The sequence below is a fragment of the Paenarthrobacter sp. TE3676 genome (genome assembly GCF_056279165.1).
The window spans coordinates 66,979-90,926 of record NZ_JBWBQU010000006.1; the positions used below are offsets into that span (position 1 = coordinate 66,979).

27 protein-coding genes are annotated in these 23,948 nt (G+C 62.4%); 10 read left to right on the plus strand and 17 right to left on the minus strand.

Annotation, left to right across the window (positions count from 1 at the left end; translation table 11 throughout):
- Nucleotides 1-3: 3 nt before the first annotated feature.
- On the plus strand, nucleotides 4-696 hold the full coding sequence (locus ACZ881_RS14975) for a hypothetical protein (RefSeq protein WP_476116597.1): 693 nt from the start codon (nucleotides 4-6) through the stop codon (nucleotides 694-696).
- Between the two features lie 115 nt (nucleotides 697-811).
- On the opposite strand, the gene ACZ881_RS14980 is transcribed toward ACZ881_RS14975, so the two are convergent.
- Both ACZ881_RS14980 and ACZ881_RS14985 read right to left on the minus strand, forming a co-directional pair.
- Nucleotides 812-2,785: an ABC transporter ATP-binding protein gene (locus ACZ881_RS14980; RefSeq protein ID WP_476116599.1), complete on the minus strand. Its 1,974-nt coding sequence runs from the start codon at nucleotides 2,783-2,785 to the stop codon at nucleotides 812-814.
- Nucleotides 2,782-4,515, minus strand: coding sequence for an ABC transporter ATP-binding protein (locus tag ACZ881_RS14985; protein ID WP_476116601.1), 1,734 nt, complete (start codon nucleotides 4,513-4,515; stop codon nucleotides 2,782-2,784). The genes ACZ881_RS14980 and ACZ881_RS14985 overlap by 4 nt, the downstream gene beginning before the upstream one ends.
- A 159-nt stretch (nucleotides 4,516-4,674) precedes the next feature.
- Between ACZ881_RS14985 and ACZ881_RS14990 the strand changes: the two genes are divergently transcribed.
- A complete protein-coding gene (locus ACZ881_RS14990) occupies nucleotides 4,675-5,673 on the plus strand; it encodes an aldo/keto reductase (RefSeq protein ID WP_476116603.1) in 999 nt (332 codons plus the stop codon).
- 6 nt (nucleotides 5,674-5,679) lie between these two features.
- Here the strand turns inward: ACZ881_RS14990 and ACZ881_RS14995 are convergent, their stop codons facing one another.
- The 3 genes from ACZ881_RS14995 to ACZ881_RS15005 all read right to left on the minus strand — a co-directional run bounded on the left by ACZ881_RS14995 (nucleotide 5,680) and on the right by ACZ881_RS15005 (nucleotide 8,073).
- Entirely contained in the window at nucleotides 5,680-6,585 is a 906-nt protein-coding gene (locus ACZ881_RS14995) for a helix-turn-helix transcriptional regulator (RefSeq protein ID WP_091470260.1), read from the minus strand.
- 95 nt (nucleotides 6,586-6,680) lie between these two features.
- Entirely contained in the window at nucleotides 6,681-7,385 is a 705-nt protein-coding gene (locus ACZ881_RS15000; protein WP_091470258.1) for an AAA family ATPase, read from the minus strand.
- 10 nt (nucleotides 7,386-7,395) lie between these two features.
- Entirely contained in the window at nucleotides 7,396-8,073 is a 678-nt protein-coding gene (locus ACZ881_RS15005) for an FMN-dependent NADH-azoreductase (protein WP_017200677.1), read from the minus strand.
- Between the two features lie 167 nt (nucleotides 8,074-8,240).
- Here ACZ881_RS15005 and ACZ881_RS15010 point away from each other — a divergent pair, with 167 nt between their 5' ends.
- The 3 genes from ACZ881_RS15010 to ACZ881_RS15020 all read left to right on the plus strand — a co-directional run bounded on the left by ACZ881_RS15010 (nucleotide 8,241) and on the right by ACZ881_RS15020 (nucleotide 10,039).
- Nucleotides 8,241-8,894: an HAD family hydrolase gene (locus tag ACZ881_RS15010; RefSeq protein ID WP_476116606.1), complete on the plus strand. Its 654-nt coding sequence runs from the start codon at nucleotides 8,241-8,243 to the stop codon at nucleotides 8,892-8,894.
- An 85-nt stretch (nucleotides 8,895-8,979) separates the two neighbouring features.
- Complete coding sequence (locus ACZ881_RS15015) at nucleotides 8,980-9,387, plus strand: winged helix-turn-helix transcriptional regulator (protein WP_091470253.1); 408 nt, start codon at nucleotides 8,980-8,982, stop codon at nucleotides 9,385-9,387.
- A gap of 16 nt (nucleotides 9,388-9,403) precedes the next feature.
- Nucleotides 9,404-10,039 (plus strand): thioesterase II family protein, encoded by a 636-nt coding sequence (locus ACZ881_RS15020; RefSeq protein WP_476116609.1) that lies wholly within the window; start codon nucleotides 9,404-9,406, stop codon nucleotides 10,037-10,039.
- 110 nt (nucleotides 10,040-10,149) lie between these two features.
- Here ACZ881_RS15020 and ACZ881_RS15025 read toward each other — a convergent pair whose 3' ends face one another.
- The 4 genes from ACZ881_RS15025 to ACZ881_RS15040 form a co-directional block, all read right to left on the minus strand.
- Nucleotides 10,150-10,776 carry a flavodoxin family protein gene (locus ACZ881_RS15025; RefSeq protein WP_178994122.1) on the minus strand — a complete coding sequence of 209 codons (627 nt, stop codon included), beginning with the start codon at nucleotides 10,774-10,776 and terminating at the stop codon, nucleotides 10,150-10,152.
- A gap of 64 nt (nucleotides 10,777-10,840) precedes the next feature.
- A complete protein-coding gene (locus tag ACZ881_RS15030; protein ID WP_017200682.1) occupies nucleotides 10,841-11,086 on the minus strand; it encodes an acyl carrier protein in 246 nt (81 codons plus the stop codon).
- Nucleotides 11,087-11,173: 87 nt separating this feature from the next.
- Nucleotides 11,174-12,148, minus strand: a complete 975-nt coding sequence (locus ACZ881_RS15035; RefSeq protein ID WP_476116612.1) for a beta-ketoacyl-ACP synthase III — start codon at nucleotides 12,146-12,148, stop codon at nucleotides 11,174-11,176.
- A complete protein-coding gene (locus ACZ881_RS15040) occupies nucleotides 12,145-13,155 on the minus strand; it encodes an AvrD family protein (RefSeq protein ID WP_476116613.1) in 1,011 nt (336 codons plus the stop codon). The genes ACZ881_RS15035 and ACZ881_RS15040 overlap by 4 nt, the downstream gene beginning before the upstream one ends.
- A gap of 180 nt (nucleotides 13,156-13,335) precedes the next feature.
- Here ACZ881_RS15040 and ACZ881_RS15045 point away from each other — a divergent pair, with 180 nt between their 5' ends.
- Complete coding sequence (locus tag ACZ881_RS15045) at nucleotides 13,336-14,172, plus strand: alpha/beta fold hydrolase (RefSeq protein ID WP_476116615.1); 837 nt, start codon at nucleotides 13,336-13,338, stop codon at nucleotides 14,170-14,172.
- A gap of 9 nt (nucleotides 14,173-14,181) precedes the next feature.
- On the opposite strand, the gene ACZ881_RS15050 is transcribed toward ACZ881_RS15045, so the two are convergent.
- The 6 genes from ACZ881_RS15050 to ACZ881_RS15075 all read right to left on the minus strand — a co-directional run bounded on the left by ACZ881_RS15050 (nucleotide 14,182) and on the right by ACZ881_RS15075 (nucleotide 17,828).
- Nucleotides 14,182-15,711, minus strand: coding sequence for a CYTH and CHAD domain-containing protein (locus tag ACZ881_RS15050; RefSeq protein WP_476116617.1), 1,530 nt, complete (start codon nucleotides 15,709-15,711; stop codon nucleotides 14,182-14,184).
- A gap of 148 nt (nucleotides 15,712-15,859) precedes the next feature.
- On the minus strand, nucleotides 15,860-16,453 hold the full coding sequence (locus ACZ881_RS15055) for an SRPBCC family protein (RefSeq protein WP_420179022.1): 594 nt from the start codon (nucleotides 16,451-16,453) through the stop codon (nucleotides 15,860-15,862).
- 115 nt (nucleotides 16,454-16,568) lie between these two features.
- Entirely contained in the window at nucleotides 16,569-17,003 is a 435-nt protein-coding gene (locus ACZ881_RS15060; protein ID WP_476116619.1) for a hypothetical protein, read from the minus strand.
- Nucleotides 17,004-17,080: 77 nt separating this feature from the next.
- Nucleotides 17,081-17,284 carry a hypothetical protein gene (locus ACZ881_RS15065; protein ID WP_091470235.1) on the minus strand — a complete coding sequence of 68 codons (204 nt, stop codon included), beginning with the start codon at nucleotides 17,282-17,284 and terminating at the stop codon, nucleotides 17,081-17,083.
- A gap of 125 nt (nucleotides 17,285-17,409) precedes the next feature.
- Nucleotides 17,410-17,673: a hypothetical protein gene (locus tag ACZ881_RS15070; RefSeq protein ID WP_420179023.1), complete on the minus strand. Its 264-nt coding sequence runs from the start codon at nucleotides 17,671-17,673 to the stop codon at nucleotides 17,410-17,412.
- Nucleotides 17,670-17,828 carry a hypothetical protein gene (locus tag ACZ881_RS15075; protein ID WP_017200690.1) on the minus strand — a complete coding sequence of 53 codons (159 nt, stop codon included), beginning with the start codon at nucleotides 17,826-17,828 and terminating at the stop codon, nucleotides 17,670-17,672. The genes ACZ881_RS15070 and ACZ881_RS15075 overlap by 4 nt, the downstream gene beginning before the upstream one ends.
- A 373-nt stretch (nucleotides 17,829-18,201) precedes the next feature.
- On the opposite strand from ACZ881_RS15075, the gene ACZ881_RS15080 reads away from it, so the two are divergent.
- Nucleotides 18,202-18,783 (plus strand): nucleoside/nucleotide kinase family protein, encoded by a 582-nt coding sequence (locus ACZ881_RS15080; RefSeq protein WP_476116621.1) that lies wholly within the window; start codon nucleotides 18,202-18,204, stop codon nucleotides 18,781-18,783.
- A gap of 82 nt (nucleotides 18,784-18,865) precedes the next feature.
- Here the strand turns inward: ACZ881_RS15080 and ACZ881_RS15085 are convergent, their stop codons facing one another.
- Nucleotides 18,866-19,627, minus strand: a complete 762-nt coding sequence (locus ACZ881_RS15085; RefSeq protein ID WP_476116623.1) for an NUDIX hydrolase — start codon at nucleotides 19,625-19,627, stop codon at nucleotides 18,866-18,868.
- 78 nt (nucleotides 19,628-19,705) lie between these two features.
- On the opposite strand from ACZ881_RS15085, the gene ACZ881_RS15090 reads away from it, so the two are divergent.
- From ACZ881_RS15090 to ggt, 3 genes are all read left to right on the plus strand, one after another.
- Nucleotides 19,706-20,725, plus strand: a complete 1,020-nt coding sequence (locus tag ACZ881_RS15090; protein ID WP_364305810.1) for an SPFH domain-containing protein — start codon at nucleotides 19,706-19,708, stop codon at nucleotides 20,723-20,725.
- 9 nt (nucleotides 20,726-20,734) lie between these two features.
- Nucleotides 20,735-21,637, plus strand: a complete 903-nt coding sequence (locus ACZ881_RS15095) for a diacylglycerol kinase catalytic domain-containing protein (RefSeq protein WP_476116625.1) — start codon at nucleotides 20,735-20,737, stop codon at nucleotides 21,635-21,637.
- Between the two features lie 221 nt (nucleotides 21,638-21,858).
- On the plus strand, nucleotides 21,859-23,694 hold the full coding sequence (gene ggt, locus ACZ881_RS15100) for a gamma-glutamyltransferase (RefSeq protein ID WP_476116627.1): 1,836 nt from the start codon (nucleotides 21,859-21,861) through the stop codon (nucleotides 23,692-23,694).
- A 45-nt stretch (nucleotides 23,695-23,739) separates the two neighbouring features.
- Here ggt and ACZ881_RS15105 read toward each other — a convergent pair whose 3' ends face one another.
- Nucleotides 23,740-23,928, minus strand: a complete 189-nt coding sequence (locus ACZ881_RS15105) for a hypothetical protein (protein WP_091470216.1) — start codon at nucleotides 23,926-23,928, stop codon at nucleotides 23,740-23,742.
- Nucleotides 23,929-23,948 lie beyond the last annotated feature (20 nt).

Here is a 23,948-nt window from a genome sequence, read left to right on the forward strand (position 1 = left end):
ACCGTGAGCAGCAAAGTGCAAGCCGTCGCCGGATCCGCGTTTGCCGCGGTCTTCCGGGCCATCAAGGTTGTGCGTCCGCAGAGGCCGATCCACCCAAAGGGCATCCGGCTGGTCGGAACTCTGGAAAGGGACTCCAGTGTGCGCACGCCCTCGGGCATCCCTTGGGTGGACACCGCCGGGAGCAACGTGGTGGATGCCAGGCTTTCCCGCTCGATCGGGCTGCCTGACGCCTTCCCGGACATCATCGGACTGGCCGTGCGCTTCACAGAGCAGGACAAACTCTCGGACATGCTTCTTGCTACCACCGGACCGACAGGACTTGGGCGTTTCATCCTCCGGCTCCGTCGGGATGCCGCGGCGGCGGTTTTCTCCAGCATGATGCCCTACAAGTCTGATGACGGCCCCGTTTTGATAGCAGCAAGGACCATCAGGAGCCCGAACAGGTTGCCCGTCGAACCGAGCGCTTTCCGCTCACTCCTTGGCAGCGGTTCGTGGATCCTTGAACTCCATCACGCCAGTCCGCTGGGTCCGTGGACCAGGTTCGGAACGTTGACCCTCAGCCTCGCCGACTCCGCGGGCCAAGATACCGCTGAGCGATATGATCCGGTCCTCAATCCGCTTCCAACAGCAGGAACGTACGGCTGGACGAGGCGACTCCGTGAACCTTCCTACGCTTTGGCCCGCCGACGCGGGTAGGAGCGTCGCTTCCGGCCCTTCTTTGAGTCCACGGCACCCCATTATCAGCCCGTAAAGGTTGCAAACTGGACCACCGGCGTCGAAAGTTGGGCCAGAAGCCATAGGCCCAATAAATCTAGGGCTCAAGCGCAGCAGGTGCCGCGAACTGGGCCTCGTACAGCCGCGAGTACGCCCCACCCGAGGCAAGCAGCTCCGAGTGTGTGCCCTGCTCCACGATCTGCCCGGCTTCCATCACCAGAATGAGATCGGCGTCCCGGATGGTGGAGAGCCGGTGGGCGATGACGAAGCTGGTCCGGTCCGAGCGCAGGGCATTCATGGCCTTCTGCACCAATACCTCTGTGCGGGTATCCACGGAGCTGGTGGCCTCATCAAGGATCAGCACCGATGGGCGGGACAGGAAGGCCCTGGCAATGGTGAGCAGCTGTTTCTCACCTGCCGATACGTTGCCGCCTTCGTCGTCGAGCAAGGTGTCGTACCCTTCGGGCAGCGACTTTACGAACCGGTCCACGTACGTTGCTTGCGCGGCCTCCATGATCTCGGTCTCGGAAGCGGAGGGGCGCCCATAGGCGATGTTGTCGCGGATCGTCCCGCCGAACAGCCAAGTGTCCTGGAGGACCATGCCCATCCACGAGCGAAGTTCCTGCCGCGACAGTGAAGTGATGTCGACGCCATCGAGGGTTATGCGCCCGGAATCAAGCTCGTAGAAGCGCATCATGAGGTTCACCAGGGTGGTCTTGCCAGCTCCCGTCGGCCCAACTATCGCGATACTCTGCCCCGGCTCCGCCACCAGGCTGAGGTCCGTGATCAGTGGCTTGTCCGGCGAGTACCGGAAGGACACATTCTCGAATACGAGACGCCCGCGCGACGGACCCGACGGCGGAACAGGGTCAGGTTCGGCCGACTCTTCCTCCTCATCCAGCAAGTCGAAAACCCGCTCGGCCGAGGCAACACCGGACTGCAGCATATTCGCCATGGATCCGAGCTGAGCCAACGGCATGGTGAACTGCCGGGAGTACTGGATAAATGCCTGCACGTCGCCCAACTGCATCGAGCCCGAGGCCACCTGCAGGCCACCAACCACGGCGATCCCCACGTAGACCAGGTTCCCGATGAACGTCATGGCCGGCATGATCAGACCGCTCACGAACTGCGCCCCGAAGCTCGCCTGATATAGCTCGCCGTTCTTCGCGCGGAACTTCTCCCGGACTTCGTTCTGCCGTCCGAACACCTTCACCAGCGCGTGCCCGGTGTACGTTTCCTCGATCTGGCCATTGAGTTCGCCGGTGTTCTTCCACTGCGCCACGAACAGTTTCTGCGAGCGCTTGGCGATCAGCAGTGTGGTCCCCAGCGTCAACGGAATAGTTACTAAGGCAATCAGCGCCAGCAGCGGCGAGAGCAGGAACATCATCACCAGCACGCCCACTACCGTCAGCAGGGACGAGACCACTTGGCTGATGGATTGCTGCAGGCTTTGGGAGATGTTGTCCACATCATTGGTCACCCGGCTCAGCAGCTCGCCGCGCTGGATGGAGTCGAAATAGCGCAGGGGCAGCCGGTGGATTTTCGCTTCAATTCGCTGGCGGAGGCGGTACACGGTCCGCTGCACGACGCCGTTGAGTACGTACGCTTGAATCCAACCGAACGCCGAGGCCAGGACATATAGCGCCAGTGCCCACAGCAGCACCGAGGCCAGCGCCGTGAAGTCGATTCCGACGCCGGGGGTCAGGGTCATGGCCCCCAGCATGTCGGCTTTGCTGTCCTCGCCGGAGGCGCGCAAGCCTGCGATCACTTCGGCTTTGGACGTGCCTTCGGGCAGCTGTTTGGAGACGACGCCGGCGAAGATCAGGTTGGTGCCCTCGCCCAGCAACCGGGGGCCGATGACGGACAAAGTAACGCTGACCACCGCGAAGACCAGCACCAGTATCAACCAAAAGCGTTCAGGCCGCAGTGTCCCCAGCAAACGCCGTGCCGAGGCACCAAAATTCGAGGCTTTCTCGGCAGGAATGTTCATTCCGGCGAAGGGGCCTCCGCGGCCCGGGCCCATCGCCGGCCGCTGCGGACCACGGGGACCGGCTGGCACAGCACTCATGCAGCCTCCTCCGCCGCGAGCTGGGAGGACACGATTTCCCTGTAGGTTTCGGAGGTCTCCAACAGCTCATCGTGCGTTCCGCGCCCAGCGATCCTGCCGTCGTCGAGCACGAGGATCTGGTCCGCGTCCGCGATGCTGGAGACGCGCTGCGCAACGATCACCAACGTGGCGCCGTTGGTGTGGCGCTTGAGGGCCTGCCGGAGCCTGGCGTCGGTGGCGGTATCCAGGGAGGAGAAGGAGTCGTCAAAGATGTAGAGCTCCGGCTGCTTCACCAAGGCACGGGCGATGGCGAGCCTTTGCCTCTGCCCGCCGGAGACGTTGGTACCGCCCTGCGAGATCGCCGCATCCAGGCCGCCCTCCATGTCCAGCACGAAGTCCTCAGCCTGGGCCACCCGGAGCGCCTGCCACAACTCGTCCTCAGTGGCATCGGGCTTGCCATACTGCAGGTTGCTGCGGACTGTGCCGGAGAACAGGTAGGGCCGCTGCGGCACCAGCCCGATGTGCCCCCACAGGAGGTCCGGGTGCAGCTCCCGGACATCCACGCCATCCATCCGCACGGATCCGCTGGTCGCATCGAACAACCGCGGCATGAGGTTCACCAAAGTGGTCTTGCCAGCGCCGGTGCTGCCGATAATGGCGGTGGTCTCCCCCGCCCGGGCGGTCAACGAAAGCCCGCTCAGCACCGGCTGCTCGGCACCCGGGTAGGCGAATCCGACGTCGCGCATTTCCAGTTCGCCACGGCGTATCCCGCCAGTTACAGGGTTCGACGGCGGCTGGACGCTTGACTCGGTGTCCAGGACCTCGCCGATGCGGTCGGCGGAAACGGACGCGCGCGGAATCATCACGGCCATGAACGTGGCCATCATGACGGACATGAGGATCTGCATCAGATAGCTCAGGAACGCGATCAGGGTGCCCACCTGCATGGAGCCGTCCTCAATCCGGAAAGATCCGAACCAAATGACCGCCACGCTGGAAACGTTCATGACAAGCATGACCACAGGGAACATGAGCGCCATCAAACGGCCGGCCCGGAGCGCAACATCAGTAACGTCGTCGTTCGCTTTGCCGAACCGGGCTGTCTCCATGTCCTCGCGAACGAAAGCCCGCACCACACGAATGCCGGTCAGCTGCTCGCGGAGGACCCTGTTTACGGCGTCGATCCGGACCTGCATCTTCCGGAACAGCGGCACCATCCGCGTCACGATCAGCCCGACCGCCACCAGCAACACCGGCACGCAAACGGCAATCAGCCAGGATAATTGCGCGTCCTGCCGCACAGCCATGATCACGCCGCCAATGCTCAGCATGGGAGCGGCGACCATGAGCGTGCAGGACATGAGGACCAGTTGCTGCACCTGCTGGACGTCGTTGGTGGACCGGGTGATCAAGGATGGCGCCCCGAACCTGGTGACCTCCTGCTCCGAGAACTCCCCCACCCTTGCAAAGACGGCGTCCCGCAGGTCGCGGCCCATTCCCATGGCTGCTTTCGCGCCGAAGTACACGGCCACCACCGCACACGCGATCTGGAGCAAGGTAATGAGCAGCATGAGGCCGCCCATGCGCAGGATGTAGTCGGTATCCCCGGTGGCCACCCCGTTGTCGATGATGTCGGCGTTCAGGGTGGGAAGGTAAAGGGATGCGATGGACTGGGCCAACTGGAAGACGACGACGGCGATCAGCAGCCGCTGATGCGGCCGCAGGAAGCGAACAAGTACCTTCCACAGCATGGAATCTCCGAGCCAGGCGATGTGAACCGAAGGCCAGTTTACGTCTGGTTGCTGTGGGCAACTAGGGGAACTGAGGGGTAATGCCAGGGACTCCCTCGCATCTCAGCATGGCCATACCGTCGAGGTAGCAATCAGCTCGAACACCATAGGAGACCAACCATGGAAAAGCGCACACTCGGCACCGGCGGCCTTGAGGTTTCCGCCATTGGCATGGGATGCATGAGCATGACAGGCGGCTACAGCGAGAGGCCGGACCGCGAGGAAATGATCTCGCTCATCCGCACAGGCGTGGAGCGCGGCGTGACGTTCTTCGACACCGCCGAGATCTACGGACCCTACGCTAATGAGGAACTCGTCGGCGAAGCACTGGCCCCGTTCAAGGACCAGGTGGTCATCGCCACCAAATTCGGTTGGGACATTGACCCCGCCGCGCGGAAAGCCAGCGGCAAGGTCACCAGCCGCCCCGAGGTCATCAAAGAGGTAGTCGAAGGATCACTGCAGCGGCTGGGAGTGGACGCCCTGGATCTCTACTACCAGCACCGGGTTGATCCGGACGTCCCCATCGAGGACGTGGCGGGTGCCGTCAAGGAACTCGTCGACGCCGGAAAAGTGAAGCACTTCGGCATGTCCGAGGCTGCGGCAGGCACCATCCGCCGGGCCCATGCAGTCCTTCCCGTGGCTGCCGTCCAGAGCGAGTACTCGTTATGGTGGCGCCGACCGGAGGAAGAAGTCCTGGACGTTTGCGAAGAACTTGGCATCGGCTTCGTTCCCTTCAGCCCGCTGGGCAAGGGCTTCCTGACCGGCACCATCAACGCTTCCACCAACTTCGAATCCGGCAACGACATCCGCAGCACCATCCCCCGGTTCAGCCCGGAGGCCATGCAAAATAACCAGGCTGTGGTGGACCTGCTCGCCGGCATCGCAGCACGAAAAGGCGCGACGCCGGGCCAGATCGCCTTGGCATGGTTGCTGGCGCAGAAGCCGTGGATCGTGCCTATTCCGGGCACACGGAAACTGCACCGCCTCGAAGAAAACCTGGCGGCGGCCGACGTCGAACTTTCGCCTGCAGAGCTTGACGAGATCGAAGCCGCCGCAGCGAAAATCACTGTGGAGGGTGGGCGCTACAACGAGGCCGGCGAACGGATGACAAACCTCTGACCCGCACTAGACAACAGCCTTCCGGCCAAGCCCCAACAGTGCCGCCTGCGTCCCTGTCCCGCTTTTGGGCAGGTAGGTAAAGAGGCGGAGGGCGGGAAACTGCGGCACGCCCAGAACCATGGGGGCGAAGCTGAGCCGGCCGAGTGTTGGGTGGTCGTAGACAACGTCCACATGGTAAGAGTCGCTCACCACCTGGCGCTGCCACAGTTCGTTGAAGGCCTTCGAGACCTCACAGAGGCTCCGGGCCATGGTGTCGAACCGGGGATCGTCAGGGAACTTGGCTGATTGCGCACGAAACTGGGCAACCATGGATCGGGCCATCATCTCTTTGTGGACGTGGGGCCGGGCAAGCTCCGGATCCGTGAAGAAGCGGTGGAGGCAGCTTTCGCCCACCCGGGTATCAAAGGTGTCAGCCGCGGCCGGGTTCATTGCCACGACGGTCCAGAACGGGTCTGCGATGTAGCTGGGATTTGCCATGGCATCCACCAGTTGCTGCAGAAGCGCCAGCTGGGTGTTGTCGACGTCGAAACGCTGTCCACCCTCCCCGGTCCCCTGAAAGCCGCTGTGAGCGGCTTGTCTGTTGCCGGCGTCAGGGCTGGGCCGACGCCCGGACGCCAGCCTGCGGACATAGTTCCTGTCTTCCGGGCTGAGCTGCAGGGCATTGGCTATCGCGTCCAAAATTTCTGCGGAGGCACCGATGGCCCGCCCCTGCTCCAGCCAGGTGTACCAGGAGACCCCAACGTTCGCCAGGACGGCCACCTCTTCCCGCCTGAGTCCGGGAGTCCGGCGTCGTGGGCTGACCGGTAACCCGACGTCCTCCGGCCGGGTCTGCTCGCGGCGGGTGCGGAAGAACTCGCCTAGTCGCGCGTGGTTGGACCGCGCTTGGTGGGAAGCAGAAGGATGGGTGGGCATGGGTTCTCCACTAATGACGAGCGTCCGGCCGACCGCTTTATGGCAGTCGGCCGGACGAACGGGTGAGTCGAATCCGGAATCCTGGGTCAGGCGGATTACTGCAGGACGCGTTCCTTTTCAGAACGGACATCCAACTGTGCATACTCTTCGGAGGCCAAACGAGCAGCATCCTCCGGGCTCATGCGTGGCTCCAGCTTGAACAGGGAAGCGATCTGCTCAAGTCGCTCCTCCACGGAACCGGACACCACATGGAACGGCATCCCCAGCTCGTCCATGGTTTGCTGCAAGATGGCGTCGGACATGTTCCGGAACTGATCATTGACCGGGCGGTGCCCGTCGGCGGAGAGCGGGAGCTCGTTCTTCAGGTGCACGAACACATCGAAGGAGTTCTGCACGTGCCTCTTGAAGCTGTTGCCAAGGCTGGTCATCACCTCTTCGAAGAAGGCGAGTTCCGGCGTCTTCTCCACGGTCTCGCCCGCCGAAAGATGCGCCGAGGCACTGGGATTCAGGCCAAGCGAAACCCGCACGGACCCATAGATCCATTCCTGCAAGGATGATCCGTCGGAAATGAACCCTGCCGAGAGCTTGTCCTCGTATACGGCCCGCTCAACGTGGCGGGTCACGATCATCTGGATAAGCTCCGCGGCCGTGCACTCCTCAAGGGTCTTGCCCGGCGCGGCCTCGGGGAGGATTTCACGCATGGTCCTTGCCCGCGTCCGGGGCAGCCCCGTGTAGTGGGACAAGGCCATGGACGTGAACGTCTTGCCCGAGGAGTAGGTACCTGAAATGCCGATGCGCACTGCGTCCGCCTTAGTCGTTGACGAGCTGGAGGGTTCCCGCGGCGCTGAGCTTGCCGGCGAACTCGATGGCGGCGTCACTGAGGTCCGCCTCGGCAACCTTACGGGTGCCATCCACGTCTCCGTTGAGCACCGTGGGGGCGAAGCGGACGTGCGTGGCGTCCTCGATGCCCACGAAGTTCAGCCAGTCGGCAAAGAAAGTGCTGCTGAAGTCAGAGCCGAACGCGGCCGGAACGCCCGGTGCGTAAACGCCGCTGGTGTGGATTGCCAGGGCCTGCTTGCCCTCCAGCAGGCCGCGGTAGCCCTGCTCGGGGTCGAAACCAAAGCTCCAGCCGGGCTGGGTGATGATGTCGATCCACTGCTTCAGGACATACGGAACGCCCGAGTTCCACATGGGGATGTTGAAGACGTAGGCGTCGGCGGCAGCGAACTGGTCGAATACTGCACGGGCGGATTCCCACGCAGCAACCTGATCGGGAGTCTGGTCCTGTCCGGTGAAAACAGCCATCTTCGCAGCGGCGGCAACCCGACCGAAAACGGGCAGCGCGCCGTCGTCGAACAGGTTCAGCGTCTCCACTTCGAAACTCTCCGCACCGGCAGTCTGGACGGAATCGATGAAGTGCCGGGCCAACCGCAGGGAGTCGCTGTTGGCGTAGCGCGGAGAGGCGTTGATGTGGAGGATGGTAGGCATTGGCTTCCTTTCGAGGCTGTGCTTTCGGGGACGCTTTGTGCCCCGTCATCGATCCTCACTGACAGCGCGGCGCCGCGTAAGAACGCACTTTTTTGTGCCTAGGGCACCTCAAAGTGCCCTGCCCTGAGGGGCTTCCGAACGGCGGATCGTTCCCTAGGATTCTTCCTGTGGAAGAATCCTCCCGCAGCCACATCCAAGCTGCCTACACAGACATCGACGGCACCGTCACCGCTTACAACACCATTTTCGAATTCCTTCGCTTCGACGCCGCCGAACATGCCCGCGCTGAAGAGGCCGGGGAGTTCCTCGCAGGTCTGCGCACTGCAGCGGAGAACGGGGTCCCGCGGTCGGTGACGAACGCCCGCTACTTCCGCTGGTGGCGCGGCCGAAGCGTCACAGAGGTGGCCGAACTCGGCGAGCGCTGGGCGGATCTGCAGGATGGGCAGGTGGCCGACTGGGCTTTCCTGGAGCCTGTGGTGTCCATCCTGGACGCCCATGCGGACTCCGGGCGGCGACTGGTGGCAGTCACGGCATCGTTCGAGCCGGCCTTGGTACGGGTTCGACGGCGGTGGCCCCACCTTGAGCTGTTATGCACCCGCCCGTTGGTGGCCGATGGCACGTACACGGGTGGGATCGAGGAAGCACTGGTGGGTGATGCCAAAGCCCGGGCCGTCTTGGCCCACGCGTTAGCGAACAACGTTGATCTCGCGGGCAGCTTCGCTTACGGGGACCATCATTCGGATCTCCAATTCATGGCCTTGGCAGGGGAATCCCTGTTGGTTGACGCCAAGCTGAGGGTCTCAGCCACGCCGGTGAGTTAAGGTTTACGACACCGTTCCCCCAGCTGTCAGAGGCCCCAAGTAAACTGTGCCCAGCAGTCCACTTGATGAGGAAAGTATTGGGGATATGACTCTCACGGCTGAAGAGAAACGCCAAAAAGCCCGGAAGCACTACAACGCGTCCTTGGACCTTTGCCCGGCCCGGCAATTGCTGGAGGCCATCAGCAGCAAGTGGGTCACCTTGGTGATGCTTGCCCTTGAGGATGGCCAGCAGCGCCACAGTGACCTGCGGAAGCTCATACCAGGTGCCAGCCAGAAGATGCTGACATCCACCCTCCGCTCCCTGGAACGCGATGGGTTGGTGCTCCGTCATGTCACGGTGTCAGTTCCTATTCGCACCGACTACGAACTCACTCCCCGCGGCCGCTCGCTGCTGCGCATCATCTTTGAAATGAAGGAGTGGGCGGAGGAACACATGGATGATGTTGCAGCGTCCCGTTTGGAGCACGACCGCCACCGGCTCGCCTTCAACTGACGGCCAGGACCCCGGCATGCACCTGTTTTGCCTGCACCATGCCGGTGGGACCACGGCCAGTTTCGCAGGCTGGCGCTTCGACGGCGTGACGGTGACCAAACTCAGCTACCGTGGCTGGGACTTCATGTCCTTGGGGGCGGCTGCTGATGCCCTCGCAGAGCGCGTGACGGCGTCGGCGTCTGCCCGGCTAGCTCTGTACGGCCACAGCATGGGGGCTGTCCTCGCCTTCGAGATCGCACTGCGGCTACAGCACACAGGCCGGGTGGCCCACGTCTTCCTTGCCGCCACGCGCCCGCCGTCGGGAATGCACGACGCCGGTGCTGCCGCAGTTGCCGCTGCGGGCGCACTGTCCCCGCGCGCCCGGGACGTCCTCCTTGAGGACCTCGATCTTTTGGCGGGATATCCGGGAAGACCACCCGGGAAACAGTTGGAAGTTCCAGCCACCGTCCTCTACAGCGCAGACGATCCCGTGGTGCCTGTTGCCGATTCCCTCCGCTGGGCGGCATGGTGCGCGGCCGAGCCACGGTTGATGAAACTGGACACTGGAGGTCATCTGTTCCACCTGGGCAACCCTGCCGTGCGTTTACTCGTGGAAAAGACCCTGTCCCCGGAGCCGAGCGGGGACGCCCAGACGGATCAGCGCCACGGATAAAGCCTGGCGCCACCCGAATATGGGTGTCACCAGGCTTTATCCGTGTCACCAGGCTTTATCCGTGTCACCAGGCTTTATCCGTGTCCGCCCGCTCCTCGGCACGAGGACTGCTAGGCTCCCGTGCTGATGAGTTCCCGGTCTGAGGTGCGGTTCTCCAGGGCGGCCTTTCCGGCAGCGAAGACCGCAGTGATTTCCGCAACGCGTCGGCCCAAGTGGGCGGCCGTAGCGATATCTGCGGGGTGGACGCCCTCGATGCCAACGTCCGAGAAGGTTTGTGCGGCAGCGCCGTTGAAGTAGCCGAAGCGGTTGAGGTCGTTTTCGGTACCCTTGGTGCTCTTCCAGCCCGGGAGCAGGCCGAGGTTGATCCAGTTCATGCCGTGCTGGGCGCCAAAAGTAGCAAAGTAGTCCAGGGTTGAGTTTTTGTCGCCTGCCTTACAAGCGGCGTTGGTGAAACCTGCACCCAGCTTGTTGTGCCACTTCTGCACAGCCCAACGGCCTGCCGTCTTTTCTGCGAAGGCGTGGAACGCTGAAGGTGCAGTACCCATGTACGTGGGTGCGCCGAAGATGATGGCATCGGCTTCATCGATGAAGTCCCAGGACTCCTGGGTAAGTTCATCCACGCGCAGGAGGGCTGCGGTGGCTCCCGTGGAGGCGGCAGCGGATACCACTGCGTCCGCGAGGACCTTGGTGTGACCGGAGCCTGAATAGTAAACAACTGCAATTGCCGGAGTGGCCATGGGTGTCCTCAATGTTCGTATCTGTGTCTATGTGCTGGCTAGGTGATTCGTTAATGGGTTCCGGTTAGACGGCGGGTTGCAGGGCGAGCTTCCCGGTCACCAGTCCGGCCGCAACCCGGGCAGTTCCTGCGTCTGCGAGTTCGAATTCGTCCACGCGCACGCCGAACTTGTTGCTGAGGATGACGGCCGCTTCAACGAGGGACAGTGAATCGATGTCCAGGTCCGCGAAGGAGTCGTCCGGGCCCATGTGGCTGAGCTCGTCCATGGTGGATCGGATAGCCTCAACGACGTCCAAAGCTGTAATTTCCATGTGGTTTCCCCCTTTGTAGTGTGGCCCGGGATGGCCGGGCCACGGTGATCCCGCAAGGCACCCTGCCCGCAGGAATCGGTAGTGGCCCTAATGCGGGTCCACAACCGAGATCGAAGGCCAGGTCATGGCGATGGCACCCCAGGTGGTTCCCCCGCCGAAGGCCGTCAGGACCACTTTGTCCCCGGGAGACCTGTGGCCCTTGGTGCCGGCGTCGGTCATGGCCAGTGGAATCGAGGCAGCTGAAGTATTTCCCACCCTGTCCAAGTGGACCTCGGCTTTGGAACCGGGTATTCCGGTCACCGAGGCCACCGTGTTGAGGATCCGCAGGTTGGCCTGGTGCGCGATCAGGGAATCGACGTCGCCAGCCGTCCAGCCAACACTCGCCAGCACGGTCTGCACGGAGTCCGACATCGCCGTCACCGCCTGCGTGAACACTTCTTTGCCCTGCATCTCAAAGAAGGCACCGGCGCTGCGTGGAACATGAATCAGCGTTTCCCCGTCCCCGTCCGAGTGCAGCGTTGTAGCAAGGATGGCCCCGGGTTCTTCTGCGGTACCGGCCGAGAGATAGGCAGCTCCTGCTCCGTCGCCGAAGATCACGGACGTGGTGCGGTCCGTCGGATCCAGCAGCCGGGTGAAGGTGTCCGCGCCAATCACCAGTGCAGAGCCAACGGAGCCGGAGGTAATGGCCCAGCTGGCAGTAGCGAGCGCGTAGACAAATCCTGAACAAACCGCCGAGATATCGAACGCGGCAATCCCTTGTAGCCCAAGGTTCGCCGCAACCTTCGGTGCAGTGGCAGGGCAGACCTTGTCCGGCGTCGAGGTTGCCACGATCAGCAGCCCCACGGAATCGACGCCGGCGCTTGCCAACGCTCGTCGGCCAGCTGTTGTGGCAAGGACGCTGGTGCTCTCAGATTCGTCCGAGTGGCGCCGCTCGGCGATACCGGTCCGGCGCCGGATCCATTCATCGGAGGTATCCATGACGGAGGAGAGGTGCTCGTTCGTGACCACGCGTTCGGGAAGCGCGCCGCCCAGCCCCCGGACCACCGCGGATTTCGCGCTCATTGAACAGCCCCTGCCGGCAGTTGGTGAGCGACGCTGCAGACTACCTCGCCGCCGTCGAACGTTCCCACTACATCGGCGCAGCGCCAGGACCCGCCGTCCTTTCCGATCAGCCGGCTCTTCTGCAACCCCACACTCAGACCGGTTCCCTGCCCGCCCCCAATCTTCGGGCCGGGACCGGTAAAAGTAACCCGTGTCTTGCGCATCCAGAGCGTGTTGCTGTCGGAACGGTTCATGGCGTCCAAGCTGTAGAGCAGGACCTGCCCTAATTGCAGGGTGGCCACAAAGTACTCGACGGCGGACAGCGCCTGCGGGTACGCAGCTTCCAGGCCGCGCCGGTCACCCAGCTGGTGGCCCAACGTGGGTTGCTGGCGAAACGAGAGCTGCGCGTGGGCTGCACCCTGTACCGCTTCGAGAACCACGTCTGACAACGTGACCTGCCGTTCGGCCCACAGGTCCCCATAGAGTCGTGTGGCGGCGTCGCCCACCAACGCCTCTTCTGAGGGCGACTCGACGGAAGCAAGTCCAAGTTCAGCCGGAGCGTGGGCTACTTCAAGGACCGCGCTCATGGAGGCCACCGAGCACCGCAGGACGGACCCGTCACCGTGGTCCTGCAGCGTAGCCTTGCAGCCAAGATCACCCAAGGTGTCTTCCACCGGTTCACTGCCGCCGGAGATGGTGACGGATGTCAGGTAAGCGGCCGGCAATATATCCGGCGAAAACCTGCTGGCCAGCAGGGCTTCCGCCATTCTGCAGGCAAGGACAAGGACGTCCGTGGTGCCAAGGTGCGGTGTTTGCTCCTGATTGCCTTTGACGGACCAAACTCCCGCGACACCCAAGCTGGCTCGGGCAGTCAGTGTGGACTCAGCGACGGTGTGGGCAACGCGAAGGTTCCGCAGCCGCGGGTTGGTGGTCTTGTAACCGTGGCTGAAGAAGCGGCGGCGTCCGTCGCCCAGGAGGTCGTCGATCGAGGCGTAACTCTCGGTGGCGGGGCGTAGGGCAAGGGGCATGAGTGTTCCTTGGTTTCGTCATCGGCGGTGATCCAAGAATCCACTGCAACAGCGTCGGCAACCAGTGTCCGCGGATGGTGGTGGTGGGAACACCACCCTGAGCCGGAGCCGGAGCCGGTGTCAGCCCCGGACAGTAGGCTGGAAACGTTCGTGTTGAACTGCATCGAAGGGACTTGAGTTTTGGCTTACATCACCGTCGGAAACGAAAACAGCACTGAGATTGAGCTTTACTACGAGGACCATGGGGCCGGCCAGCCAGTGGTCCTGATTCATGGCTACCCGTTGGACGGATCCTCCTGGGAGAAGCAGACGGCCGCACTGCTCGACGCCGGATATCGCGTCATCACGTACGATCGCCGCGGTTTCGGCAAGTCCAGCCAACCGACCGAAGGCTACGACTACGACACCTTCGCAGCAGACTTGAAGACCGTGCTGGACACCCTGGACCTGAACGACGCCGTTTTGGTGGGCTTCTCCATGGGTACAGGCGAAGTTGCGCGCTACATCAGCACTTACGGCTCGGCGCGCGTTGCAAAGGCCGTGTTCCTCGGTTCGCTGGAGCCTTTCCTTCTGAAGACCGACGACAACCCTGACGGCGTCCCCCAGGAGGTCTTCGATGGCCTCGCCGAGTCCGTTAAGGCCGACCGGTACGCCTTCTTCACCGACTTCTTCAAGAACTTCTACAACACGGAAATCTTCCTTGGCACCGCACGGCTCAGCCAGGAATCAGTGGATGCCAGCTGGAACCTTGCCAGCAAATCCGGTGCGTTCGCCTCAGTAGCCGCCCAGCCAACCTGGCTGACGGACTTCCGATCGGACATTCCCAAGATCGATGTCCCGGCCTTGATCGTCCACGGCACGGCGGACAACATCCTGCCCATCGACGTCACGGGTCGGCGATTCAAGGATGCCCTGCCCAGCGCCGAGTACCTTGAAATCGAGGGCGCACCGCACGGCTTGCTCTGGACGCATGGTGCAGAAATCAACGAGGCCCTGCTGGCGTTCCTCAAGAAGTAAAACGTGGAGCTACTTTTTGAGGCGTAGGTTCCGCGCCTTCTTGCCCTTCCGCAGGTACTCCTGCTGAGTGGCGTCAGCGGCGGTGCGCTCCATCGCATGCAGCACTCCATATGTGAAAGCACCGTTGCTGACGCCCGGCGCTGAGCCCAGCTTCAGCAGTTCCGCCCGCGCCATCACACTGTCCTGATGGTCGCCAAGAATTGACTGAATCCTGTGCGCCGCGTCTTCCAACTTCACGGCACGTTTGCCGTGGATGCCTTCCACAGCCGCTGCGGCAAAGCGCAGCTTCTTGGCGGCCTTCCGTACTTCGTGGAATGCCCTATCGCGTTGAGGCCCGACGGCGGCACCCACCGCTTCGTCGTGCCGTTTGCGGAGCCTTTTGCCGGCCTTGTTGACGAGCTTCGCCGTGGTCTCCTTTGCCGCTGCCTCACCCTTTGACGTTGTGGGCGGAGCGTCGATGAAGGCTTCCACAGCGTCCAGCAACTTGAAGTAGCGGGGACTGTTCAACCGGTTCCTTACGGCAGACATCGCAGTTTCGGCCCTCAATGCCATACGCTCTTCCAGCTCATTGTGGAGTTGACCCAGGACGAGCTTTCTTGGCAGTTCCTCGAAGCTGCTCTTCAAGCGTTCGTGCAAGACCTCCACATCCCGGTACCGGCCAAGGGTCTTGGCGAGCGACTTCAGTTCCTTTTCGAGATCCTTCACCGGGTCCGGTTCAAAGAGAGCCCTGTAACCATGCAGGACAGCACGGATTCGGCGTATCTGTGACCGCATTTGGTGCACTGAATCGTCACGCGCAAGGCGGACATGGGAGTCCTGAAGGAGCAGATCGGCCACTTGCTCGTCCAGGTACTTGAGCACGGGAATGACGGCTGGACCGTTGCCGCTGGGCTCTTCGCGGTCTGTTCGCTTCGAGGCAGGCCATGAGTCGCCCAATGCGGTGGCCAGCTTGGACGGGCGCTCGCTCGGCTTTGCTCCGGCGTCGGAGAGTTGCTGTGTCAGGGTGCTCAGCAAGGTGTCGGCACCGTCGTCGGCTTCTTCCGGGGCCAGCTCCACCTCCCACTCCCTCCACTCCAGCTCGCGGGGTTCGCCAAGCGTCGCTCTGGCACGAACGTAGTCATCCACGAATTCAGCCAGTCGGCGGCCATCCTCGCCGTACAAGGCGTAGCTGGTTCGTTCCGTATTCAGGGTTGCGACAGCCGCCACTGCGTGACCCCGGGTGTAGGCAAGCACGCGGTCCATGAGTTCCACCGGGACAGCGTCGGCGTTGCCCAACGGTGCCTGGATCTCTGTTCGCTTGCCCGCACTGTGCGGGAGCTTCAGGTGCCAGCCGGCGTCCGGCCCACCGGTCCGGCGGCGCAGTGTGATTCCTCGGGATGCGAGGGCCAGGTGGCGGGTGTCAAAGTAAATGGCTTCCAGGCTGTGGCTCGCGGGTTCACCCACACGCCCTATCCCGTCAATTGCTTCGAGGGCAGGGAGCGGAGTGGACGCTTCGGCGTCGAATTTCTGTTCAGCTTCCACATTGCTGGAGGTTGCCATGACCGCGGAATTCCTGCCTTTCGGGGATATGCCGCGAGGGCCGGCCCGTTGTGATGGCCGGCCCTCGTTGGAGCTGCTTATTTGGTTCCATGTCCAGTGTGAGTCAGTCCAAAGCCTGGCGCTAGGGTCTGGCCCCGGAGAGGCTGGACTAGATCCCCGGGGTGCGCGGCTGGGGCGGCTCGGCGGGTCCTTCATTGGCAGCCGGCGCTGCGAGATCCGGATCGACGGGCGGGAACTCAGCCGTTGCCACTGCGCCACTACCGAAGGTTTCACCGGTGTCATCAACATCGCCACCGGAAACCGTGCCACGCCAAGCACCCGTTTCATGCCTCTGGGCTTCGATGAACTTCTTGAACTTGTCCAAGTCCGCACCTACGCGCATGCTGTCCACGCCAAGGGCGGAGCCGGCCTTTTCCGCGAGGCCATCCGGCTCCCAGACGATCTCCACGTTGACCCGGGTCCTGCCGGTGTCGAGTGGCTCGAAGCTCACCGTTCCGCCGTTGCGGGGACCGTCCACGCTGGCCCAACTGACCAGGGAATCAGGGACCTGTTCAATGATCTGGGCGTTGTACTCCCGCTTCACACCACCCACATTGGTTGAAAAATGAAGGCCAGTTTCATCGATCTGTTCAACGGCCTCCACTCCATTCATGAACTGAGGGAAGGTCTCAAACTGCGTCCACTGGTTGTAGGCAACAGATACAGGTACATCCACTTCGATTGACTTATTTACCGTAGCCATAGGTTTTGCTCCTTCGATCGTGTCTCGGGTGCTCATTCGGTAATGCTGGTGGCGCGCCAGCCAGCTGGCTGCTTAACCAGTGGCGCGCCTGTCTAAAGCGCGCCAGCCAAAGCTCTTAGCCGGCGTCGAAACTTTCTTCGTCATCGTCGTTGGGTGACTCTTCCTGGGGAAGGTCGTTGCCGCTGCCGTCCGGCAGGTCGCCGTCGTTTCCGTCCGGCTGGGTGGACTGCTCGGCCAAGTACTGCTCGTCGGTTCCGCCAAAGCGGCCCGCGCCTGGCTCTCCGGAACTGTCGGAGTCCTCCGGATCCAAGTGGCTAAGGTTCGGGGCGCCGGTGCCTTCTCCGAGGGCGGCTTCCTCGATGTCTTCTTCCACGCGGGGCTGTGCCTGGCCGCCGCCGGCGGCCTCTTGCTCAGCCGTAGGAGTGCCGTAGCCTCCCACTTCCTCTTCCGGTGTGGCGTTTTGCTTGTCCATGAGACCTGTCCTTTCCAAAGCGGTGAACGTGTTTATGGAACACTTCGAACCTATAAGTGCAGCTGGTGGCCTGTCCATGCTCTGACGAAATTAGTCAGCAATCTTAGCAATTTGAGGGTGAATGCGTTACCGTACGGCCCTAAAACGCTGGCGCATCAAGACGGTTGTGGAATCTCGCAGCCACCCTGGGGATCCAAGCCTGTGTAGTTCAATGGGCCCGCAACAATATTTAGTGCAATGGTGGCAAGCTGCGAGCACTGCGCGGGCGGAGCCGTGAAGTACCCGCGCTGACCTGCTGCCACGGCCCCAATAATGAGCCACACCACCACGAACAGCCCCACAATCGATCCGATCCGCATCACTACCCCAATCGCTGAACTGATAACCCCCAGCTATTAGTAAGCATACTGACAAAGGCGTCGAAGACCAAAGAAACGCGGCCGCGGACCGGGATCCCTCCCATCCGCAGCCGCGCCTGCCCTGCTCAATCCGTAGGGTTGGTTTCGGTTGTCAGACCGCGATGGTCCGCAGTCTTTTCGTCCTTCTCTTCTGCCGGCCCGGGCGGGTTGGCTGATTCGCTGGGACCAGCGTCGACGGAGTCTTCCGGACTTTCCGACGACGAATCACCCACAGGTACCTGATTGCTTGCTTCCGGCGTCCCGGGATCCCTGGGAATGGGATGCCCGGGCGTGGTTGTCCCATCGCGAACCTGCGCGAAACCGGCAACTTCGCTTGGATCAGTCGTCATACGCGCGACCGGCCACGGCCTAGTACCCAGCCAATAAGGGCCAACACCAGCAGGATAATTCCCACCCACAGGAGGAAGCTGAGGGCTTGGTTGAATCCGCCGACGAGGAGCAAGATGATCGCTATAACACCGGCGATTATCAAAAGTGTATTCATTGAGCTACGCATCCCTTCAATAACGGTTGTCTATTCAGGAAGGCGTCCGCTGGTACTCCATTTCTGAAGCGCCACCCATGCCAACGGGCACCGATCGGAGAATTACTCTCCATATCGCTTACGTACCCCCGCGGAATTAGGTTCAAACCAGAACCACATCCCTTGAGGGGCACGTACATAGCATCATGATAGGCGCGCACTCCGCTGGGGCGAAGTATTTGGACAGGAAACTTATTACCCTTTCGAGGCCGCTCCAGTCACGACGCAGCGTAGCGAACAGCGCCAGCGTGTGATCTATACCTCACTCGGCACAACTGAGGCCAACCCCGCGTTGTACATAGAACGAGTCCCACAGAAGACGAAGGGAGGGCTCATGCTCATTGTTCTGACAGGCATTGACGGTTCAGGAAAAACGACGGCGGCCCACGCCTTGGTCGATTCGGCTCGCACAGAAGGGCGAAGCGCCCTGCTGCTCAGTAATCACGCTGCTCGGCGGAGGATGTCGCTTCTTTCGATGCGATATGGCTGGAAGGTGGCGCCAAGGGTTGCGGACTTCATCGAAACAGGTGTTCGCCTATTCAACGTGCTGGTGAACCATGCGCGCGCCCGGCAGTTCGACGGCCTGGTAGTCATGGATCGCCATCTGCACTGCCAACTAGCGCTACGCCAAGCCAGTGGATTGCAGCGTGGGCGTTTGCTCCCATGGCTGCTGAAAAAGCTCCCTGCTGCTGATCTTCACATGCACTTCGACGCTGATCCCACCGTCGCGCACGAGCGGGTCACGGCACGCGGCACCGACCAGGAGACCGTGGCCGACCTGCGGGCATTCCGGGATGCATACCGTTCGCTTCCTGAGTTCGATGACTTTGTGGTGGTGGATGCAAACGGCGAACCTGACGAAGTCATGGCTCAGGTCAATCGCATGATGGCGGCCAAGGTGGCGGTCGGCGCCTAGCCAAACACCTGCAGAGGGGCTGTTCCGGTCGAGTTGAAAGCGCCACTAGAGCGCTCCCTTCCCCCCTGATTCGGCGCGCAACCTAGTCCCTCGGGCGCATCAGCGGCGGGTTGAGTACCGCCCGGGTGGGCTGGCCCGGCGTCGGACGCGCTTCGGGGGCGAGCCTGAACAACGCAGCCGGCCGCCCGGCGTCGCCCGTTGTCATTCGGCCGGTGTCCTCCAGAAAACCTGGCGTCCCCGTGGCTTTTCTGTGGAAGTTCCGCGGGTCCAGGCGCGTGCCCCACACAGCCTCATACACGCTTCGGAGTTGAGCGATGGTGAATTCCTCGCCACAGAAGGCCGCACCCAAGGGCGAGTATTCAAGCTTCGACTTTGCCCGCTCCAGGGCGTCGTCAAGGATCCGTGCGTGGTCGAAAGCTAGTTCAACCTTCCCCTCCAGGACGTCGCGAACCGGGTACCACGCAGCCTGTTCAGCGTCACTTCCAGCCGACAACACCGGAAAGTCCGGCGCCAGCAGCAGGTGCGCCACGGTGAGGACGTCACCGCGGGGGTCGCGCCCCTTCGGGCCGTAACTGCCCAGTTGCTCCAAGTGCCCCGGAAGATGTTCGACGCCGGTCTCCTCCGCGAGCTCCCGGCCGGCCGCCTCCAGCAGGTCCTCACCCGCGAGGACGAAACCACCAGGGAGCGCCAGCTTTCCACGGAAAGGCTCGAGGAGGCGCGTGATGAGGAGGACGTTCAGCTCGCCGTCGCGCACCGTGAGGGCTACGACGTCGACGGTTACCGGAAAGCGCTCAGGCGCCGCGTGGGTTTCAGGCATGAAGTAATCGTAGGTAATTATCGTCATGTTGACAATAAAGCCGGACTGACCCTAATGTTTAGTTATCGTCAACTTGACGACAACTAAACGAAAGAGGCGAACATCATGGCCACCATCAAGCGCTACCCCTGGATCAGCCACTTCCTCGGCAGCCCCACCGGTTACGTCGTGCACCTGCAGAAGGGTGCAGTACGCCACCAAGGAGTGGGCCAAGCCTTCTGGTTCCGGCCAGCAAACTCCGTTCTGAGCGAGGTTCCGGTAGACGATCAGGAACTGCCAACCCTGTTCCACGCCATCACCCGCGACCACCAGGACGTGAGCGTTCAGGCCAACGTTACCTACCGCTTCATCGACCCTGTGGCGGTTTCGATGCGGCTCGACTTCGGCTTGCAAACTGCTGGCAAGGCTCCGGCGACCGGCCGCGAGCAGGTCTCCACCATCATCGGGCAGCTGTGCCAGAGCCACGCGATCGACCAGATCGCCACTACAACCCTCGCCGAGGCACTCGAACGTGGAGTGAGCCAGCTCCGGCTCGTCCTCACCGAAGCACTTCGGGCAGACGCCAGATTGCAGTCCACCGGCATCGAAATTCTCGGAGTACAGGTCCTGGCCGTGCGACCCGAATCTGATGTTGAACGTGCCCTGCAAACTCCAGTTCGTGAGCAGCTCCAAGCCGAAGCGGACCGGGCCGTGTACGAAAGGCGGGCGGTCGCCGTCGAGCGTGAACGCACGATCTCCGAGAACGAGATGGCGAGCCAAATCGAACTGGCTGTCCGCCGGGAGAACCTGGTGGCGCAGGAAGGCGCGAACGCCCGCCGCGCTGCCGAAGAGAAGGCCGCTGCTGGTTTGATTGAGGCCCAAGGCTCTGCTGAACGAAAGGGCATCGGCGCCGCCGCGGAGGCAAACCAGATCCGACTGGTTGGCGAAGCAGCCGCAGCCCGCGAGGCCGCAACCATGGAGGTCTACCGCGGTATGGAACAGGCCACGCTCCTCGCCTTGGCGCTCAAGGATGCAGCCGGCAGCCTGCCTAACATCGGGAACCTCACTATCACCCCGGACCTGCTCAGCGGAGCACTTGCCGGTCTGTTCAAGGAACCCGCCGCTCCTGTAGAAGCAACCAAGTAAGGACCTGTCATGGCCACCCCGCGCATCGTCATCGTCCACCGACGGACCGAACTCCAGGAACTCCTGGACCGGCACGCCACCCGCGGCCAAGCCGAGTTTTTCCTTCGTAGCCGCGGTCGCAGCATCCAGGACGCACAAGACCGGCATGATCGGCTAACCTCCGCCCTCGCAACCATCAGGGCGGCAGTACCGTCCGATTGGCGGCAAGCGGAAGTGGAACGCGCGGACCTGAGCCGTTTCCTGCTCACTGCAGAAGACATCATCGCCGTGGTGGGGCAGGACGGCCTGGTGGCGAACGTTGCCAAGTATCTGAACGGCCAACCGGTGATCGGCATCGACCCCGAGCCCGGCGCGAACCCCGGCATCCTTGTCCGGCACACACCGTCGGCAGCCGCTGCCCTTCTGGGTGCCGGCGACGTTGGACGCCTGCGCTGCCAAAGCCTCACCACCGTGACGGCAACGCTAGACGACGGCCAGCAGCTTTCGGCGCTCAATGAAGTCTTTGTCGGGCACGCTTCGCACCAGTCGGCCAAGTACTCCATCACAGCGCCGAGTTTCACCCAGCCCGGCGGACAAACTGAGCGGCAGTCGTCGTCGGGCCTGATCGTTTCCACCGGCACCGGCGCTACCGGGTGGTGCGCCTCGATCGCCTTGGAACGTGGTGGACGCTCCCTGCCGGCGCCCACCGATCCGCGGCTCGCATGGTTCGTCCGGGAAGCCTGGCCTTCACCCGTCACGGGTGCTTCGTTGACCGAGGGCGTTTTGGAAGCCGGCGAACTGCTTCGGATAACCGTGGCGTCAGACCAATTGGTGGTGTTCGGCGACGGCATGGAGGACGACCGGCTGACGGCTTCTTGGGGACAGGAGATCACGGTGCAGTTGGGGCAGCGGCCGCTGCGGCTGGTTGTTTGATTTCGCATCCGTGCGGCCACCACCTACATTGATTTCCAATCCGGGCCGACACGCCGCTTTCAAGGGGTGTCGCGGCGCCACGGCCCCTCAAAGTTGGTGGTGACGGCCCGCTTTATGCCGATTCTGCTCCAGATTTCAACCGTTGTTCCCCGCCTAACCCCGCGATAGGGTGACCGGACCGTCCACCCACATCATCGTCTGGAACAACTCTGGGAGACACCATGACACATGTGAGACGTCAACTGGCTGCTGTCACGGCAGCCTTGGCACTAACCGCGACGAGCGGCGCAATGGCCAGTCCGGCCTTCGCCGATCCCCGCGAAACCGAGAAAAACCCGACGGCCACGGGCTACGGCGGTGCGGTGAGCACCGTCGATCCCGAAGCTTCCGCAGCCGCCATCGAAGTACTGAGAAAGGGTGGGAATGCTGCCGACGCCGCTGTCGCCGCGGCAGCAACCCTTGGAGTTACCGAGCCCTACAGCGCAGGCATCGGTGGCGGCGGTTATTTCGTTTTCTATGATGCTAAGACCAAGCAAGTTGGAACCATTGACGGCCGAGAAACCGCTCCGGCGGGCATACCGACCGACGCGTTCATCGACCCCGCTACCGGCAAACCCTACAGATTCACCCCGGAACTCGTCACCAGCGGCGTCTCCGTGGGCGTCCCGGGCACACCTGCAACATGGGAGCGGGCCCTGGAACGTTGGGGGACGTTGGATTTGGGTGAGGCACTGAAGCCAGCCATCAAGGTAGCCAACCGCGGCTTCGTGGTGGACGAGACCTTCCGGCAGCAAACCCTGGACAACGAGGTCCGCTTCGACACCTTCACGTCCACGCAGGATCTGTTCCTTCCCGGCGGTGACGCTCCCGCCGTCGGAAGTGTCTTCAAGAACCACCACCTTGCGGCGACGTATCGCCTGATCGCCAACGAAGGCATTGACGCCTTCTACGGCGGTCCGCTCGCGGAGGAAATCGTCAACACGGTAAAGACTCCGCCGAAGTCGGGCGACACTGACCTCCCAGTTCCCGTCGGTTTCATGACCACACAGGACCTGGCCGACTACAAGGTGCTGGATCAGGATCCCACCAAGGTGGAGTACCGCGGCTACGAGGTCTACGGCATGGCTCCTTCCAGTAGCGGCGGCACCACCGTAGGTGAGGCGCTGAACATTCTGGAGAACTACGACCTCAAGGTAATGGAGCCCGTCAACGCCCTGCACCATTACCTTGAAGCGAGCTCCCTGGCATTCGCGGATCGTGGCGCCTACGTTGGCGATCCGGCCTTCGTGAATGTCCCCACCGAGAAGCTGCTGGACGACGTCTTCGCTAAGGAACGCTCCTGCAATATCAATCCGACGGCGGCCGCCCCCGAGCCTTTCGCACCGGGGAACGTGGAAGATTACGACGGCGCCTGCCCGGCTGCCGTTGCACCGCTCGCCAATGAAACGGATACAGAGAATATCTCCACGACGAACCTGACTGTCGCCGACAAGTGGGGCAACGTTGTGGAGTACACGCTCACGATTGAGCAGACCGGTGGTTCGGGAATCGTTGTGCCGGGCCGTGGCTTCCTGCTGAACAACGAGCTGACCGATTTCAGCACCGTCTACAGCGAGACTGATCCGAACCGGATTCAACCTGGTAAGCGTCCCCGGTCGTCGATGTCGCCGACCATCGTTTTGAAGGATGGCGATCCGTTCCTGGCTCTCGGCTCCCCCGGCGGTTCGACCATTATTACTACCGTGCTGCAAACAATTTTGAACCGCATTGACCTGGGAATGGACGTCTCCGAAGCTCTCGCAGCTCCGCGGACGTCACCCCGGAATGGCCTCACAGTCACCTCCGAGCCCGCCTTCATTGAGGCCTACGGTCCAGGTTTGAAATCGTTGGGGCATGATCTGGTTCCGGCTGGCGATGCCTTTACGTCAGCGGCCGAAATCGGCGCGGCCACAGCCATCGAGTTCAACCCGGATGGATCGCTGACAGCTGCTGCCGAACCTGACCGCCGGGGTGGTGGATCAGCGATGGTGGTCAAACCAGCAAAACCGGGCAAGTAACTACGGGCTCGCTTGCCGCGGACCAGCTATTCCGCGGCAAGCGAGTCACTGTTCGTTTTGGCCCGCTCTGCGTCCCTGAAGATATCGCCAGAACATAACGAGTGCTGCGACCACCATGATGACTCCCGAAACGGTTGACCACACTGATTCACCGCGGTTCGAGATGAAGATGGAGACAGCGTAGGCAGCGAGCGTGAGGGCCAGGAGGAGCCAGACCAACGGTTTGGTATTCACTATGTGTTCCTTAATTTTTT

Bases quoted from the DNA above. Each gene is read 5' to 3' on its own strand.
- ACZ881_RS14980 (WP_476116599.1), bottom strand. From the start codon at position 2,785: ATGAGTGCTGTGCCAGCCGGTCCCCGTGGTCCGCAGCGGCCGGCGATG.
- ACZ881_RS14985 (WP_476116601.1), bottom strand. From the start codon at position 4,515: ATGCTGTGGAAGGTACTTGTTCGCTTCCTGCGGCCGCATCAGCGGCTG.
- ACZ881_RS14990 (WP_476116603.1), top strand. From the start codon at position 4,675: ATGGAAAAGCGCACACTCGGCACCGGCGGCCTTGAGGTTTCCGCCATT.
- ACZ881_RS14995 (WP_091470260.1), bottom strand. From the start codon at position 6,585: ATGCCCACCCATCCTTCTGCTTCCCACCAAGCGCGGTCCAACCACGCG.
- ACZ881_RS15005 (WP_017200677.1), bottom strand. From the start codon at position 8,073: ATGCCTACCATCCTCCACATCAACGCCTCTCCGCGCTACGCCAACAGC.
- ACZ881_RS15015 (WP_091470253.1), top strand. From the start codon at position 8,980: ATGACTCTCACGGCTGAAGAGAAACGCCAAAAAGCCCGGAAGCACTAC.
- ACZ881_RS15020 (WP_476116609.1), top strand. From the start codon at position 9,404: ATGCACCTGTTTTGCCTGCACCATGCCGGTGGGACCACGGCCAGTTTC.
- ACZ881_RS15025 (WP_178994122.1), bottom strand. From the start codon at position 10,776: ATGGCCACTCCGGCAATTGCAGTTGTTTACTATTCAGGCTCCGGTCAC.
- ACZ881_RS15030 (WP_017200682.1), bottom strand. From the start codon at position 11,086: ATGGAAATTACAGCTTTGGACGTCGTTGAGGCTATCCGATCCACCATG.
- ACZ881_RS15035 (WP_476116612.1), bottom strand. From the start codon at position 12,148: ATGAGCGCGAAATCCGCGGTGGTCCGGGGGCTGGGCGGCGCGCTTCCC.
- ACZ881_RS15040 (WP_476116613.1), bottom strand. From the start codon at position 13,155: ATGCCCCTTGCCCTACGCCCCGCCACCGAGAGTTACGCCTCGATCGAC.
- ACZ881_RS15050 (WP_476116617.1), bottom strand. From the start codon at position 15,711: ATGGCAACCTCCAGCAATGTGGAAGCTGAACAGAAATTCGACGCCGAA.
- ACZ881_RS15055 (WP_420179022.1), bottom strand. From the start codon at position 16,453: ATGGCTACGGTAAATAAGTCAATCGAAGTGGATGTACCTGTATCTGTT.
- ACZ881_RS15060 (WP_476116619.1), bottom strand. From the start codon at position 17,003: ATGGACAGGCCACCAGCTGCACTTATAGGTTCGAAGTGTTCCATAAAC.
- ACZ881_RS15065 (WP_091470235.1), bottom strand. From the start codon at position 17,284: ATGCGGATCGGATCGATTGTGGGGCTGTTCGTGGTGGTGTGGCTCATT.
- ACZ881_RS15070 (WP_420179023.1), bottom strand. From the start codon at position 17,673: ATGACGACTGATCCAAGCGAAGTTGCCGGTTTCGCGCAGGTTCGCGAT.
- ACZ881_RS15075 (WP_017200690.1), bottom strand. From the start codon at position 17,828: ATGAATACACTTTTGATAATCGCCGGTGTTATAGCGATCATCTTGCTC.
- ACZ881_RS15080 (WP_476116621.1), top strand. From the start codon at position 18,202: ATGCTCATTGTTCTGACAGGCATTGACGGTTCAGGAAAAACGACGGCG.
- ACZ881_RS15085 (WP_476116623.1), bottom strand. From the start codon at position 19,627: ATGACGATAATTACCTACGATTACTTCATGCCTGAAACCCACGCGGCG.
- ACZ881_RS15090 (WP_364305810.1), top strand. From the start codon at position 19,706: ATGGCCACCATCAAGCGCTACCCCTGGATCAGCCACTTCCTCGGCAGC.
- ACZ881_RS15095 (WP_476116625.1), top strand. From the start codon at position 20,735: ATGGCCACCCCGCGCATCGTCATCGTCCACCGACGGACCGAACTCCAG.
- ggt (WP_476116627.1), top strand. From the start codon at position 21,859: ATGACACATGTGAGACGTCAACTGGCTGCTGTCACGGCAGCCTTGGCA.